The sequence below is a fragment of the Streptomyces sp. NPDC047853 genome (genome assembly GCF_043204535.1).
Classification (GTDB): Bacteria; Actinomycetota; Actinomycetes; order Streptomycetales; family Streptomycetaceae; genus Streptomyces.
In genome coordinates this window covers 1-14,731 of record NZ_JBIDCI010000024.1, presented here as the reverse complement: position 1 = coordinate 14,731, position 14,731 = coordinate 1, and the positions used below count along the sequence as shown (strand labels likewise).

Genomic DNA, 14,731 nt, shown 5'->3' with positions numbered 1-14,731 from the left:
TCGCAGGTATGTGCCACCCGCCGACGCGAGCCGCACCAACGTTTGATAAATATCAGCTCATGCCTCTCATTCCCGAGGAGCCTCAGATTCACGAGAAGGCCCAGGGTCCCCGCGCCACTCCGGCCAGCGGCCGTACCGCGCCGACCCCCCGCCCCGTACCCGGCCCCCGTCCCGCGGCTCCACCGCGCCCCGGTCGCCCCGGTCCCGTGCGGCCGGCGCCGCCGACGCAGCGTGCGTCGCGCGACTCGGCCGTGGCCGACCCCGGCCCGTCGCGTCCGGCTGCTCCGGCCGCCGCCCCGGCCGCCCCGCAGATCCAGCTGATCCCGGCCTCGCCCGAAGGCGCGCTCGACGCCGCCGAGGAGGCCGTGGACCTGCTCCTGGACGCGGGGCGCACTCCCGGCGACGTGTTGGTGATCACCACTGGTGAGCCGCACCCGTGGGCCGCCCACGAACTGTCCTTCGGCGATGCCGCCTACTGGGCGCAGCACGACGCGGGCGACGACGTCTTCTACGCGGACGCCGCCGTCGCCGACCGTGCCGTGTCGCGGGCCGTGGTCGTGGTCGCGCTCAACGGCGGTCCCGAAGCCGCCGCTGACACGGCCCTGTCCGCGGCCCGCTCCCGGGCCGGCGCCCTGCTGATCGTCTGCGGTGACCCGCAGCGCATCAACTCGGTGCTGGGCGCGGGCGTCTGAGCCCGTACCGCCGCGTGCGGCGGTCGTCGCTGTGACCCAGGGGGCCGCGGGACCGGCTCCGCACGGTGGTCGGCGCGGCATGCCCCGGGGCGCACGCTCCGGGGCTTAGCAGGGCGTCGACGCTCTCGCGTAAGCCGCACGTCGACACCGGTCGTCACGGTGGTGTCCGTGTGGCGCCGGAGCGACGGTGCTCAGCGAGCCGCCGCGCGGCGCAGCACGTCCGAGGCGACACCGCCGGTGCGCGGTGGCGGAAGCGGTGCCTCGGACGTGGCGAACGGCTCGGGCGCCGACGCCGCGTTGGGCCGGCGCCCGCCGCGGCCCTCGCCGAGGACCTGCCAGCCGTCCTTGGTCAGCGTGATGTAGGCGCCGCAGCGCAACCCGTGCAACGTGCACGCGTCCCGCAGCCCCCACATCCACGCGCCGTCCTCCTCCGTCCAACGCGCGTCGCCCTCACGGCAGTAGACCAGCACAGCGGTACGCACCGGAGTGCGGCGCCGCAGATCGTGGGGGATGACGCGGCGCAGCTGCGAGAGCAGCGCGTTGCGGAACATCCACCCGTCGGCCGGGGCCGGCCGGCTCGTGAACGAGGCGCTGGCGCGCAGACGTTCGTCCGCGTCGAGTACGGCCACGATCGCGGTCGCCGGCTTGGGGCGGTGCCTCGCGTGCAGCCCGCTGACCACCTCCCGCGGATTGCGCAGCAGGGGGATTCCGGCGGCGGCCCACTCCGCCGGTTCGAGCATGCGAGTGGCGGAAGCGGCGGACGATGACAATGACGCCGCCGAGGACGGAGCGAATCCGAAGGTCACGTTCCTCCCTTCGGCTACGCGCCCACACTGGGGGCGGGGTCGGATTCGGGGGAGCGCGCACCGCAGTGAAGCCCTGCCGGATCACGGACGAGCCGTGCGGGGAGCGGACTTCGATTCTTCCTGTCGAACTTGGATGCGGCAACGAGCAATTGGGGCCGACGACCGTTATCGGATGATGCGCGTCCTATATCCCTACCCAGAGGACGACCGGGTGACGCACCGGGCGTACCGGACGCAGCCGGGCGAGGGCAGGCCGCGGTCCTGCGTGCTCGCGGCGGGCCATCACCCCTGCACGGCCAGGACCAGTGGGAACACTCCCTGAGCGCCGGCGCGTCGGAGCAGTCGGGCCGCCACGGCGAGGGTCCAACCGGTTTCGGTGCAGTCGTCCACGAGGAGAACCGGCCCCGCGAGGTCGGCGAGCGCGGCGGCGAGCGCGGGGGGCACGGTCAGGGCGCCGTCGAGCGCCTTGAGCCGCTGCGCGCTGTTGCTGCGGGACGCCTTGGGCGCCTCACCCGTGTACTCGACGGAGCCGAGCAGCGGCAGCCGGCCGACCTCGGCGATACGCGCCCCCAGGGACTGGACCAGCTGGGGCCGGGTGTGGGAGGCGACGGTCACCACGCCGACGGGACGCGGTGGGGCGTCGGTCGCGCCCGAGGCCCAGCCGTCGGGCCCCTTCGCCCAGTCGGCCAGCACCCCCACGACGGCCTTGGCGACGTCGTCGGGCACCGGGCCGTCGGGGGCCTGCGGGGAGAGCATCGGCCGCAGCCGGTTGCCCCAGCCGATGTCGGAGAGCCGGCCCAACGCCCGCCCCGGTCCTGCCTGGTCCCCGGCCGGGATGCGTCCCTTCAGGTCGACGCCGATCGCCGGCAGCCCGGTCGGCCACATGCGCCGCGGCTCCACCTCCACCCCGGCCCGGCCCAGGTCGACCCGGGCCGCGTCGAGGGCGTCGGGCGAGGTGTCCGCGGTGAAGCGCGGGCCGGCGCAGTTGTCGCAGTGGCCGCAGGGCTTGGCTCCCTCGTCGTCCAGCTGTCGTTGCAGGAACTCCATCCGGCAGTCCGTCGTCGAGGCGTAGTCGCGCATCGCCTGCTGCTCGGCCTTGCGTTGCCGTGCGACCCAGGCGTAGCGCTCCGCGTCGTACGTCCACGGCTGCCCCGTCGCGATCCAGCCGCCCTTGACCCGCTTCACCGCACCGTCCACGTCGAGCACCTTGAGCATGGTCTCCAGGCGGGAGCGGCGCAGCTCCACCAGCGGCTCCAGAGCGGGCAGGGAGAGGGGCCGCTCCGAGTGGGCCAGGATGTCGAGCGTGCGGCGGACCAACTCCTCCGATGGGAAGGCCAGAGAGGCGAAGTATTCCCAGATCGCCTCGTCCTCCTTCCCCGGTAGGAGGAGCACCTCGGCGTGCTCGACACCGCGCCCCGCGCGGCCGACCTGCTGGTAGTAGGCGATGGGGGAGGACGGCGAGCCGAGGTGCACCACGAAGCCCAGGTCGGGCTTGTCGAAGCCCATGCCCAGCGCCGAAGTGGCGACCAGCGCCTTGACCCGGTTGGCGAGCAGGTCGTTCTCGGCCTGCTGGCGGTCCGCGTTCTCGGTCTTGCCGGTGTAGGAGGCGACCGTGTGGCCACGCTGTCGCAGGAAAGCGGTGACCTCCTCCGCGGCGGCCACGGTGAGTGTGTAGATGATCCCGGAGCCCGGCAACCGGTCGAGGTGGTCGGCGAGCCAGGCCATCCGGTGCGCCGCGTCGGACAGCCGCAGCACCCCCAGACTGAGACTCTCCCGGTCCAGCGGTCCCCGCAGCACCAGTGCGTCCGATGTGCCTCCGGTGCCGAGCTGCTCCGCCACGTCGGCGGTCACGCGGGCGTTGGCGGTGGCGGTGGTCGCCAGGACGGGCACGCCGGGCGGGAGGTCGGTGAGCATCGTGCGCAGCCGTCGGTAGTCCGGGCGGAAGTCGTGGCCCCAGTCGGAGATGCAGTGCGCCTCGTCCACCACGAGCAGCCCGGTGGCGGCGGAGAGCCTGGGCAGGACCTGGTCGCGGAAGTCCGGGTTGTTGAGCCGCTCGGGGCTCACCAGCAGCACGTCGACCTCGCCGGCGGTGATCTCGTCCTGGACCACCTCCCACTCCTCGGTGTTGGAGGAGTTGATGGTCCGGGCGCGGATGCCTGCCCGCGCCGCGGCCTCCACCTGGTTGCGCATGAGGGCGAGCAGGGGGGAGACGATCACCGTGGGGCCGGCGCCGCGTTCGCGTTGCAGCGCGGTGGCCACGAAGTAGACGGCGGACTTTCCCCATCCCGTGCGCTGGACTACGAGGGCCCGGCGCCGGTCGGCGACCAGCGCCTCGATCGCCCGCCACTGGTCGTCCCGCAGTCGGGCGGTGCCGGACGGGTCCCCGACGAGTCGGGCGAGGACCGCGTCGGCCGCTGTCCGGAGATCCGCGTTGCTCGTGTGCTCCATGCGTTCCATACAACAGGACGGGACTGACAGCCGGGCGACGGGGCGGGACGGCGCGGTCGTCGCCTCGCGGGATTGACGTGGTCCTGATTGAAGTTATCCACAGGGCAAAGCGGAATCTGGTGATCCGCGAGATGGTCGGGCCATGGCGAACCACAGCGAAACGACTGGATCCTCCGAGAACGGCGACATCCCGGGCCCCGTGCCCCGGAGCCGGGCGGCCCGCACCCCGTACGACAGCCCTGGTGACGAGCACCAGGTCACCCTGCGCACCCCGGCCGAACTGGCCGATGCCCTGCCCTACCTCCTCGGGTACCGCCCCGAGGACAGCATCGTCCTGGTCGCCCTCCGCGACAGGGACGGCCGGGGACGCTTCGGCGGCCGCGCCCGGCTCGGCATCCCCGCCCACACGGAGGACTGGCCGGGTGCGGCCGGCCAGCTGACGCGAGGCCTGGTGACCGGCAGCGAGCGCCGAGGTGTGCGACCCGAGCAGATGGTCGCCTATCTCTGTCAGGAACCGGGGCGGGGAGAGACCGGACGGCAGGTGATGGAGCGACTGAGGCCTCTGGCGCAGCGGCTGCGGGTGGAGTGCGGCCGGCTCGATGTTCCGGTGGTCGAGGCGCTGTGCATCTCCGCCGGGCGTTTCTGGTCGTACTGCTGCGACGACGAGGCCTGCTGCCCGTCCGAGGGCGTCCCCATGGGACTGCCGGGTACGTCGGTACTGGCCGCGGCGGCGACCTACGCCGGCATCCAGGTGCGCGGCTCGCTGAGCGACCTGCGGGCCCGGCTGCTCCCCCGGGAGGGCGCCGTGGCCGGTGAACAGGAGGTCGCCCTGGACGCGGCCGCCGTGCCGCTGGTCTCCCGGATCCTCGACGCCACCGGTCGTTCGGAGGTGGCCGGGGAGACGCTGGACCTGGCACAGCGGATCATGCGACGCCTCGCGCGCGCCCGGCCCGTGTCGGGCCTTCCCGCCGAGGACCTGCGCGACGACCAACTGCTGGCGAACGACGAGGCGGCGGCGCTGATCCTCGGCCTCCAGGACCGTACGACACGCGACCGCGCGGCCCAGTGGATGGAGGGTGACGAGGCCCTTCCCGCACTGCGTCTCTGGCGCGCCCTGGCCCGTCGCTGTGTCGGTTCCTACGGCGAGCACGCGGCCGCGCCCCTCACGCTGGCGGGGTGGGTCGCCTGGTCCACCGGCGACGAGCTGGAGGCCCGCGAGGCCTTGGCCATGGCTCTCGGCGCAGACCCCGACTACCTCTTCGCGCGGCTTCTGCACCAGGCGTGCAACGAGGGTCTCGACCCCGAGTCGGTCCGCCGGTGCCTGCGCGCGGAACGAGAGAACCACGAGGACGCGGGAGACGGCGCTCCGGACGAGGGCGTAGAGGCGGACGGGGCTGCGCAGCGCGAACGGCCCGGGTCCTCGACCACCGTGCCGGCCGCATCCGGCCGTCGGCGTCGCACCCGCTCCGTCGTCCCGTCCGACGGTGTCCGCCGCCGTGCGAGGTGGCAGGGCCGTGCACCGGCCGGGAACCAGACGCGTCCCCGTACCCCGGCCGCCGGTGGCGCTCCGCGGACGGGCTCCACGCCCCCGCGCGCCTCGACGAAGCAGAGTTCGGGCCGGAAGGAGGCCTGCCCGGGCGGGGCGCGCAAGGGGACGAGCGGGACGGGTGGCGGCGCCGAGGGCGTCTGAAGAGGCGCCGGCGGCTCATGGGCGGCCCCGAGCCGGCGACACCGGGCGGATGCGGGTCCGGGTGCGGACGCAGACGCAGACGCAGACGCAGACGCGGGACGGAACGGGTGCCGTGACCGGGCGTGGGCCGACCGACGCGAGCCGCTCCGGGCTGGGAAGCGGCCGCCGCCCGAGCGCGAGGCAGGGGCCGAGGCGGCCTGGTGATCAGGGTTTCTGATGTAGTGCGCGTTCCGTGCCCCACGCATCTGGTCACGGCCCCCGACACCGCGGGCGTGACCCGCAGGACATCCGCTCCGTTCACCTGAGTGGCGGAACGCCCGGGTCGGCCGGGACACCGCTCCGCGCCGCACGCGTCCGGCCGCGACCTCGCACCGCACCACCTCCGCCCGGCCGACACACCGCACGGCGTCGTTCCGTCCGAAGCGCACCGAGTAGACACGAGGCGCACCACGTACAGAGGGGGAGCCCTCCCATGCACCAACCGACTTCGTCCACCACCGTGCCGGGTGCCGCTGCCTACGGCGGGCGGGCCGCTCCGCCGTACCGAGCCGAGCCCACGGCGCCGGTCCAGCGGCGCGGCCCCGGGCAAAGCCGGAGCCTCGGCCCGCCGACGGTCCGATCCGGGCCGGCCTACGCCCTGGCGTCGTCGCGACCCGGGAGAGAGCCGGGCGTCCCACGGAGCGCGCCGCCCGCGGCGTCCGCCCGCCGGTGCGGTGACCTGCCCCCGAACCACGGGACGATGATCGCAGTGGCCCTCCCCGGCCTCGTGATCTCGACGGAGCAAGCGCAGCTGACCGGTATCGGGCTGGAGGGGTTCTACCGAGCGGGCCGGCGCCTGCTCTCCCGGTGCCGCCTCCTCGTGTCCGGGTGCGAACCGCTTCCCTTGCAGGCCCGGATGACAGGAGCCGACCGAACCGTCTTCGTGGGCGTGCTCCGGACGTCGTCCGCCCCGGGACCGGACCCGGACGTCATGGTCGAGCGGATGCGGCACGCCGACGGCACGGAGCGGATTACTCTGCGCAACGGAACGCCCCGTCCACTGCGCCTGCCGGTGGAGGTGGCTCTCGGTACGGACCTGGCCGACCTCGGGTCGATCGCCGCGGGCACCGCAGGCCCCGACCTGCCGGCCGGCGTCCACGCCTCCGGGCTGCGGTGGTCCAGCGCCGCGGGCACCGCGTCGGTCACGGCCGTACCACCGCCGGGCGATGCCCTCGCCTCCGCCGGTCTGCTGCGGTGGGAGTGCGTGGTGCCGCCGGGCGGCAGCACGAGCATCGAGCTGCGTGTGCGGCCCGACGGAGCGGGTCCGGTTCGGGCGGTGGCCCGCACGGCGGCGGACCCGCTGGCAGCCGCCGGCGCCACCGGTGACGACCCAGGAGCCCCCGCCCTCCTGCGGACCAGCATCGAGGACCTGCGTGCCCTTCTGCTGCGCGATCCGGCACACCCCACCGACGTCCATCTGGCGGCCGGCGTCCCCTGGCGCTGCGGTCCGGCACCCGCCGAGGCCCTCGCCGCCGCCCGGATGACGCTGCCCCTCGGCACCCGGCTCGCCGCCGGCACCCTGCGCGTTCTCGCCCGCTCGCAACAGCGCGGTCCCGGGCCGGGGCACGGCATGATTCCCGGACCGAGCCGCGACACCGGCCCCCACCTGCCACCGGGCTGCACCGGTACCGAGGCGACCCTGCTCTTCCCCGCGCTCCTCGCGGAAGCCCGCCGCTGGGGTCTCGGGGATCAGGAGACGCAGGAGCTGCTGCCCGCGGCCGAGGGGTGCCTGGGCTGGCTGCGGGCCGCCGTGGGGGACGGCACGTACGTCTCCGACCCGCACCCCGGCGGCCCCGTCCGCTGCGAGACGCAGGCCCACGCGCACCGCGCCGCCCTGCTCGGCGCCGAGCTGCTCGACGCCTTCGGCAGACCGGGCGGCGACGCACTGCGCCAGTGGGCCCGGGAGCTGCGCGAGGCGTTCCGGCGTGACTTCTGGATCCACGACCCGGCAGGAGGGAGGCCCGCGGCGGCGCGCACCGCGGACGGACGCCTGGTGCCGTCGCTCACCGCGGCCGCCGCCCACCTCCTGGACACCGGACTGCTCGGCGGAGGCACAACCGCCCCGGGGCTGCTCGACACGGGGCAGACCGCCCGGCTCGCCCGGCTGCTGGGCAACCCGGTCATGGACTCGGGGTGGGGACTGCGCGGCCTGGGCGTGAAGGAAGCCGGGTACACCCCCTTCGGGCATCGCGCCGGAGCCGTGCGCGTCCAGGAGACGGCGATCGCGGTGGCGGGTCTCGCCGCCGCCGGTCACGAGAACGAGGCGGGCTCGCTGCTGCGCGGCGTACTGGCCGCCGCCGGCGCCTTCGGCCACCGCCTGCCCGAGATGTACGCCGGGGAGCAGCGCACCGACGGGAGTACGCCCCTGCCGCACCCGGCGGCCTGCCGTCCCGCCGCCACCGCGGCCGCCGCCGGGGTGCTGCTGCTGACCGCACTGGCGGGCATCCACCCCGACGCCCCGGCAGGGAGCGTCACCCTGCGTCCCCTGCGCAGCGCCCCTCTGGGCGAGATCGGCCTGACCGGGCTGCGGGTCGCCGGGGAGCCCTTCTCGGTGCGGGTCAGCCGACTGGGCATGGCCATGGTCGAAGAGGCCGCCGACGGGCTGCAACTGCGAACCTGACCTGGCCCGACGTGCTCTCGCACGGCGCTCGGGAGCGAGCGGAAGGGCACGGGAGACACGGCTCCGGCGGAAGTGGACCAGCCGTCGGTGGTGCTCGGCGAAGGGAGTGTTTATCGTCAGGCAGACGACTATGATCGCCGCATGCCCTACGACCCGTCAGCCTTTCCGCCCTTCGCCGTCACTGTGGACCTGGTCGTGCTGACCGTGCGTCGCCACTCCCTGTGCGCGCTGGCGGTGCGCAGGGGCGAGCCGCCGTTCCAGGGGCGCTGGGCCCTGCCCGGCGGGTTCGTGCGGGCCGACGAGAATCTGGCGCAGGCGGCGGCGCGTGAGCTGGCCGAGGAGACGGGCCTGTGCGTCCACGACCCCGCCGCGCCGCCTCAGGACAACGGCGCTCACCTGGAGCAGCTCGCGACCTACGGAGATCCGGAGCGGGACCCTCGGATGCGCGTGGTCAGCGTCGCCCACCTCGCGCTCGCTCCCGACCTGCCCGCCCCACGGGCGGGCGGTGACGCCAGCAACGCCCGCTGGGCGCCGGTCGAGGAACTGCTGGAGCAAGCGGGATACGGCCGTGGCGGCGAGCCGGTGGCGCCGCTCGCCTTCGACCACACCCAGATCCTCGCGGACGGGGTGGAACGGGCCCGCTCCAAGATCGAGTACTCGTCGCTGGCCACCGCGTTCTGCCCGCCCGAGTTCACCGTCGGCGAGCTGCGCCGCGTCTACGAGGCGGTGTGGGGCGTGGCCCTCGACCCGCGCAACTTCCACCGCAAGGTGACGGGCACGCCGGGCTTCCTCGTCCCCACCGGCGGCACGACCACTCGCCAGGGCGGCCGTCCCGCCCAGCTCTTCCGGGCGGGCGGCGCCACTCTGCTCAATCCGCCGATGCTGCGTCCCGAGGTGTGAGGCCGAGGCCGGAGAGGCCCCGGACCGGACGACGAACAAGGAGCCCACAAGCCCCTCGCCCGCACCAGGAAGCCCAGCGGTACCCGAAAAACCGGTCATAACAGGCTATCTTGCTGCGGTGATCCAGGCCTTCGGACTGACCAGCACCCCCCGCAAGGACCTTCCGCCCGCTGTCGACGACGTCTCCTTCGAGGCACGCGCGGGGCGTGTCACCGCACTGCTCGGAGCATCGGGCGCCGGCAAGACGACGGCGCTCAGACTCATGCTCGAACTCCAACGGGGCCGTGGTCTCACGTACTTCAGAGGCCGCCCCCTGCACCGCATCGCCCACCCCTCACGCGAGGTCGGCGTCCTGCTGGGAGACGTGCCGGGGCACCCGGCCCGCACGGTCCGGGGCCATCTCCGCATGCTGTGCGCGGCGGCCGGGGTCCCCGTCCGGCGGGCCGACGAAGTCATGGAGGCGGTGGGCCTCGTGGGTCTGCGCGACGAACGCCTGGGGATCCTCTCCCGCGGCATGGACCGGCGCCTCGGACTGGCCTGCGCGCTGCTGCCCGATCCGCACACCCTGGTGCTCGACGACCCCGCCCGCGCGCTTTCCGTCCGCGACGCCCGGTGGCTCCACGGGACGCTGCGTGCGCACGCCGCCCAGGGTGGCACCGTCCTGTTCAGCACGGCGGACCCTAAGGAAGCCGCGCGCGCCGCCGACCACGTCGTCACGCTGGACCGGGGCCGGGTGGTCGCCGACCAGGTGGCAGCGGACTTCTCCCGTACCCGACTGCGGCCGCGCGTCGCCGTCCGCACCCCGCACGCCGCCCGCCTCGCCGCTCTCCTGATCAAGGAGGCACGCACGGCGCGTCGTTCCGTCGAGGTCGTACGCGAGGGCGGCAACCGCCTCGCGGTGTACGGCAGTACGTGTGCCGACATCGGCGACACCGCCTTCCGGCACGGCATCCTCGTACACCAACTGGCGGACGAGGTCGGCGACATGGGGCCGGGTGCGGGCCTGACGCCGCTCGGTACGAACGCCGGGCACCTCGCCGCACACGCTCCGGCGCGGGCCTCCGGCGCCGGGGCCGCCGCCGGAAGACCGTCGCTCCTTCCTGCCGCCACCCCACCCGCACGGCCGGTCGAGGAGCGACCCGGGACGGCCATCGAGCGGCTGTCCGCGCCCCGTGACGCGGGACGCTCCCACACCGACGCCGAGCCCTCGACGGAGGCCCCCGGGGCGGCCAGCGCCCCCCGCCCGGCCTCCGCCGGCCCCCAACCGCCGGCCGTCGACGCCCCTCGACCGCTGACCGCCGACGCTCCTCGACCGCTGACCGTCGCCGGCCCTCAGCCGGTGGCCTCCGACAGTCTCCGCCCGCAAGCCTCCGACGGCCCGCAGGCTTTCGACGGCCCCCGGCAGGCTTTCGACGGCCCCCGGTCGCTCGCCGAGGCCTCCCGTACCCCCGCCGACGCGCTGCCGCCCCTCAGCCGTGCCGGGCGCACGCCGGCCGTGGACGGGGGTGCCGCCACGCCGCACGACCCTCCCGCCCCGGGTGCCCGGCACGAGCCACCGGCGCAAGCCGCCTCCTGGCCCCTTCCTCGCCCCTGGGCCACGCTCACCCCCGCCGTCGCCCGAAACGCGGCGTCCTCGCTGCCGCCTCCCGTCTCCGTCCGTTCCGCCCCCAGCCCCCTCCGCCCCCTCCGGTACGAACTCCGGCGCGTGGTCGGCATCGGGACGGCGTTCGTCACCGGCGCCGCCGTCCTCGTCGTGTCCGCCGTCACCGCCGTGGTCCTGGCCCGCCTCGGGCACACCCCGCAGCCGCGCCTCCTGGCCGCCTGGCCGCGGGAACTGCCGCTGCCGCCCGCGGCCCTCGGCGCGGGGCTGCTCGGGGCGCTGGCCTTCGGTGACGAGTTCCGCCACCCCGCCCTGGCGGCGGACCGCGGCACCGTGCCCCGTCGGATGGGACTGCTGGCCGCCAAACTCCTGGTCTCCGCGGCCACCGCGTCGGTGCTGGCTGTCCTGGCGGTGGCCTGCGACGCCGAAGTGCTCCGTCTCCTCTACGGACGGGAAGTCGCGGGGGTCCCCGCCGACTGGCCCGCGTTGAGCGCGGCTTGGCTCGGGCTCGTCGTCGGATGTGCCTGGTCCGGCCTGCTGGCCGCGGGGGTCTTCCGGTCCACCACCGCCGGGCTCGCCGCCGTGGTCGCCGTTCCCGTCCTGCTCGTACCACTCGTACAGAAGCTCTGGGACGGGCCGTCCGTGCGGACCGCCGCCGACCTGCCCATGAGGATCCGCGAGGCCCTCCTGACGACGTGGCCGTTCGGTGGAGAGCGGTACCTGGCCGAGGCGCTGCGTGTGATCGTCCAACCCGTGGGCGGCGCCCTGACGTTGTCCCTGACCACTCTGCTCTGCGCCTATCTGCTCATGACCCTCCGTAGCAGGGTCCGGTGACGTCCGCCGTGCCCTTCCGGTCGATCGCGTGCGCAACTCCCCGCTGAAAGCCCATTTCTTTCCGATAAGGCGTCAATTGCGACGGGGTGAGCGATCACCCTTTCGTGTGCTTTTCACCAAAGACCTCAAGGGAGTTGGTGTGGGCGCCGACAAATGATGCGTGACTACCCTTGCGCACTCCATGATGACCGCCGCCCGTTCCGCCGACTCCGGCCTCACGAACCCGGGCGACCTCGACCGCTACCCCTTCGCCGAGACGCCTGCCGTCGACCGCGTCGCGATGCCCGCCTGGGAAGGCGCTGACCCCGAGCTGGGCCGCGTGGGCAGGCGCACCGGGGGCAGCCGGGGCCGGGGGCTGCACGGACAACTCGTCCAGCAGCTGGGCCAGATGATCGTTTCCGGTGACCTGGGCGCCGACCGCCCGCTGGTGCCCGAGGAGATCGGGCAGCGTTTCGAGGTGTCCCGCACCGTGGTCCGCGAGTCCCTGCGGGTCCTGGAGGCCAAGGGGCTGGTCAGCGCCCGACCGAACGTCGGCACCCGGGTGCGCCCGGTCAGCGACTGGAACCTCCTCGACCCGGACATCATCGAGTGGCGTGCCTTCGGGCCGCAGCGTGACGATCAGCGCCGCGAGCTCAGCGAGCTGCGCTGGACGATCGAGCCGCTCGCCGCGCGCCTCGCCGCCGGGCACGGGCGCGAGGAGGTCCAGCAGCGGCTGTCCGACATGATCGGGATCATGGGCCACGCCATGGGGCAGGGTGACGCGCTCACCTTCGCCCGCGCCGATGCCGAGTTCCACGGGCTCCTCATCCAGGTCGCCGGCAATCGCATGCTGGACCACCTCTCCGGAATCGTCTCCGCCGCCCTGCACGTCTCCGGCGGCCCGGTCACGTCCTGTGACCGGCCGAACGATGTCACGCTGGCGCAGCACGGCAGGATCGTCGACGCCCTCGCCACGGGGGACGGAGCGGCGGCCGAGGCGGCCATGCGCCAGCTTCTGACCGTCCACCCCGAGGTGGAGCGAGTGGTGCCCGCCCCCCGCGAGCACTGACCGCGTCCCACCGGAACGGCGCGGGCCGGGCACGCCGGACCCCTCCTACGGCAGTGGCCGGCCGGTGCGCCGTCCCCGCCGGACCCCGTGGAATCGCGGTGATTCCACGGGGTCCGGCGGTGTGATGAGAGGGTGAGACCCCCGACGTGGGCGGGTTGCGTTCGCCGGTGACCTCATTAATACGCTTCTGACCGGTTTTGAATGCTTACGGGGTGTGACTCGGGCCACGCGGATTGGGCGTAACGCTCGTGGGAGCAACGCGATGACCTAAGAGGTGACAGCCGCGGAGGGAATACGGACGCCGTACACGGCGCTGTGCCTCTCCCGGTACGCCCGCGCCGTCGGCCCATTCCAAGCCGGTGGTCGGCTCCCGTCCGTCACGGACGGGGCCGGAAGCCGTTTTCCAACGTTCCGAGAGGTTGTTCGTGTCGGCCAGCACATCCCGTACGCTCCCGCCGGAGATCGCCGAGTCCGTCTCTGTCATGGCTCTCATTGAGCGGGGAAAGGCTGAGGGGCAGATCGCCGGCGACGACGTGCGTCGGGCCTTCGAAGCTGACCAGATTCCGGCCACTCAGTGGAAGAACGTACTGCGCAGCCTCAACCAGATCCTCGAGGAAGAGGGTGTGACGCTGATGGTCAGTGCCGCGGAGCCCAAGCGCACCCGTAAGAGCGTCGCAGCGAAGAGTCCCGCCAAGCGCACCGCCACCAAGACGGTCGCGGCCAAGACGGTGACCAGCAGGAAGGCCACCGCCCCCGCCACCCCGGCGGCGCCCGCCACCGACCCGTCGGTCGAGGAAGAGGCGCCCGCCAAGAAGGCGGCGGCCAAGAAGACGACCGCCAAGAAGGCGACTGCGAAGAAGACGACCGCCAAGAAGACGGCCGCCAAGAAGACCACCTCCACGAAGGAGGACGGCGAGCTTCTCGAGGACGAGTCGATCGAGGAGCCGAAGGCCGCGACGGAGGAGCCCGAGGGCACCGAGAACGCCGGCTTCGTGCTGTCCGACGAGGACGAGGACGACGCCCCGGCCCAGCAGGTCGCCGCGGCCGGTGCCACAGCGGACCCGGTCAAGGACTACCTGAAGCAGATCGGCAAGGTCCCCCTGCTCAACGCCGAGCAGGAGGTCGAACTCGCCAAGCGCATCGAGGCCGGTCTGTTCGCCGAGGACAAGCTGGCCAATGCCGACAAGCTCGCCCCCAAGCTCAAGCGCGAGCTGGAGATCATCGCCGAGGACGGCCGCCGCGCCAAGAACCACCTGCTGGAGGCCAACCTCCGCCTGGTGGTCTCCCTGGCCAAGCGCTACACCGGCCGCGGCATGCTCTTCCTGGACCTGATCCAGGAGGGCAACCTCGGTCTGATCCGCGCGGTGGAGAAGTTCGACTACACCAAGGGCTACAAGTTCTCCACGTACGCCACCTGGTGGATCCGTCAGGCGATCACCCGCGCGATGGCCGACCAGGCCCGCACGATCCGTATCCCGGTGCACATGGTCGAGGTCATCAACAAGCTCGCGCGTGTGCAGCGCCAGATGCTCCAGGACCTGGGCCGCGAGCCCACCCCGGAGGAGCTGGCCAAGGAACTCGACATGACCCCGGAGAAGGTCATCGAGGTCCAGAAGTACGGCCGCGAGCCCATCTCGCTGCACACCCCGCTGGGCGAGGACGGTGACAGCGAGTTCGGTGACCTCATCGAGGACTCCGAGGCGGTCGTCCCGGCCGACGCGGTCAGCTTCACGCTCCTGCAGGAGCAGCTGCACTCCGTCCTCGACACCCTGTCCGAGCGCGAGGCGGGCGTCGTCTCCATGCGCTTCGGTCTCACCGACGGTCAGCCGAAGACCCTCGACGAGATCGGCAAGGTGTACGGCGTCACGCGCGAGCGCATTCGCCAGATCGAGTCGAAGACCATGTCGAAGCTGCGCCACCCCTCGCGCTCCCAGGTGCTGCGCGACTACCTCGACTAGATGTACTGACCCGTGAGGTTGGGGACGCGGCTGGCGGGTGGTTGGCCTTTCAGCGCGGTGTGTCCGCGGTGGTGATTGTAGGTGTGCAGCCACTGC

At 73.5% G+C, this 14,731-nt stretch carries 9 protein-coding genes; 7 read left to right on the top strand and 2 right to left on the bottom strand.

Annotation, left to right across the window (positions count from 1 at the left end; genetic code table 11):
- Positions 1 to 59: 59 nt before the first annotated feature.
- Complete coding sequence (locus ACGF5T_RS31440; RefSeq protein WP_361014780.1) at positions 60 to 692, top strand: hypothetical protein; 633 nt, start codon at positions 60 to 62, stop codon at positions 690 to 692.
- 191 nt (positions 693 to 883) lie between these two features.
- On the opposite strand, the gene ACGF5T_RS31435 is transcribed toward ACGF5T_RS31440, so the two are convergent.
- Positions 884 to 1,498, bottom strand: coding sequence for a hypothetical protein (locus ACGF5T_RS31435; protein ID WP_356611218.1), 615 nt, complete (start codon positions 1,496 to 1,498; stop codon positions 884 to 886).
- A 282-nt stretch (positions 1,499 to 1,780) separates the two neighbouring features.
- Positions 1,781 to 3,946, bottom strand: a complete 2,166-nt coding sequence (locus ACGF5T_RS31430) for a RecQ family ATP-dependent DNA helicase (protein ID WP_366769018.1) — start codon at positions 3,944 to 3,946, stop codon at positions 1,781 to 1,783.
- A 142-nt stretch (positions 3,947 to 4,088) separates the two neighbouring features.
- Here ACGF5T_RS31430 and ACGF5T_RS31425 point away from each other — a divergent pair, with 142 nt between their 5' ends.
- The 6 genes from ACGF5T_RS31425 (at position 4,089) to ACGF5T_RS31400 (ending at position 14,635) form a co-directional block, all read left to right on the top strand.
- Entirely contained in the window at positions 4,089 to 5,636 is a 1,548-nt protein-coding gene (locus ACGF5T_RS31425) for a DUF4192 domain-containing protein (protein ID WP_366769017.1), read from the top strand.
- 739 nt (positions 5,637 to 6,375) lie between these two features.
- Positions 6,376 to 8,295, top strand: coding sequence for a glycogen debranching N-terminal domain-containing protein (locus ACGF5T_RS31420; protein WP_366769016.1), 1,920 nt, complete (start codon positions 6,376 to 6,378; stop codon positions 8,293 to 8,295).
- A gap of 141 nt (positions 8,296 to 8,436) precedes the next feature.
- Positions 8,437 to 9,195 (top strand): NUDIX hydrolase, encoded by a 759-nt coding sequence (locus ACGF5T_RS31415; RefSeq protein WP_356611211.1) that lies wholly within the window; start codon positions 8,437 to 8,439, stop codon positions 9,193 to 9,195.
- 118 nt (positions 9,196 to 9,313) lie between these two features.
- Complete coding sequence (locus ACGF5T_RS31410) at positions 9,314 to 11,629, top strand: ATP-binding cassette domain-containing protein (RefSeq protein WP_366769015.1); 2,316 nt, start codon at positions 9,314 to 9,316, stop codon at positions 11,627 to 11,629.
- Between the two features lie 160 nt (positions 11,630 to 11,789).
- Complete coding sequence (locus tag ACGF5T_RS31405; RefSeq protein ID WP_356611207.1) at positions 11,790 to 12,677, top strand: FadR/GntR family transcriptional regulator; 888 nt, start codon at positions 11,790 to 11,792, stop codon at positions 12,675 to 12,677.
- 425 nt (positions 12,678 to 13,102) lie between these two features.
- The gene (locus ACGF5T_RS31400; protein WP_366769014.1) at positions 13,103 to 14,635 is read left to right on the top strand and encodes an RNA polymerase sigma factor; all 1,533 of its coding nucleotides are present in this window, start codon (positions 13,103 to 13,105) and stop codon (positions 14,633 to 14,635) included.
- Positions 14,636 to 14,731: the final 96 nt, after the last annotated feature.

What these genes read in the sequence shown, in the direction of transcription:
- ACGF5T_RS31415 (WP_356611211.1), top strand. Translation starts at nt 8,437, where the DNA reads ATGCCCTACGACCCGTCAGCCTTTCCGCCCTTCGCCGTCACTGTGGAC.
- ACGF5T_RS31440 (WP_361014780.1), top strand. Translation starts at nt 60, where the DNA reads ATGCCTCTCATTCCCGAGGAGCCTCAGATTCACGAGAAGGCCCAGGGT.
- ACGF5T_RS31425 (WP_366769017.1), top strand. Translation starts at nt 4,089, where the DNA reads ATGGCGAACCACAGCGAAACGACTGGATCCTCCGAGAACGGCGACATC.
- ACGF5T_RS31430 (WP_366769018.1), bottom strand. Translation starts at nt 3,946, where the DNA reads ATGGAGCACACGAGCAACGCGGATCTCCGGACAGCGGCCGACGCGGTC.
- ACGF5T_RS31420 (WP_366769016.1), top strand. Translation starts at nt 6,376, where the DNA reads ATGATCGCAGTGGCCCTCCCCGGCCTCGTGATCTCGACGGAGCAAGCG.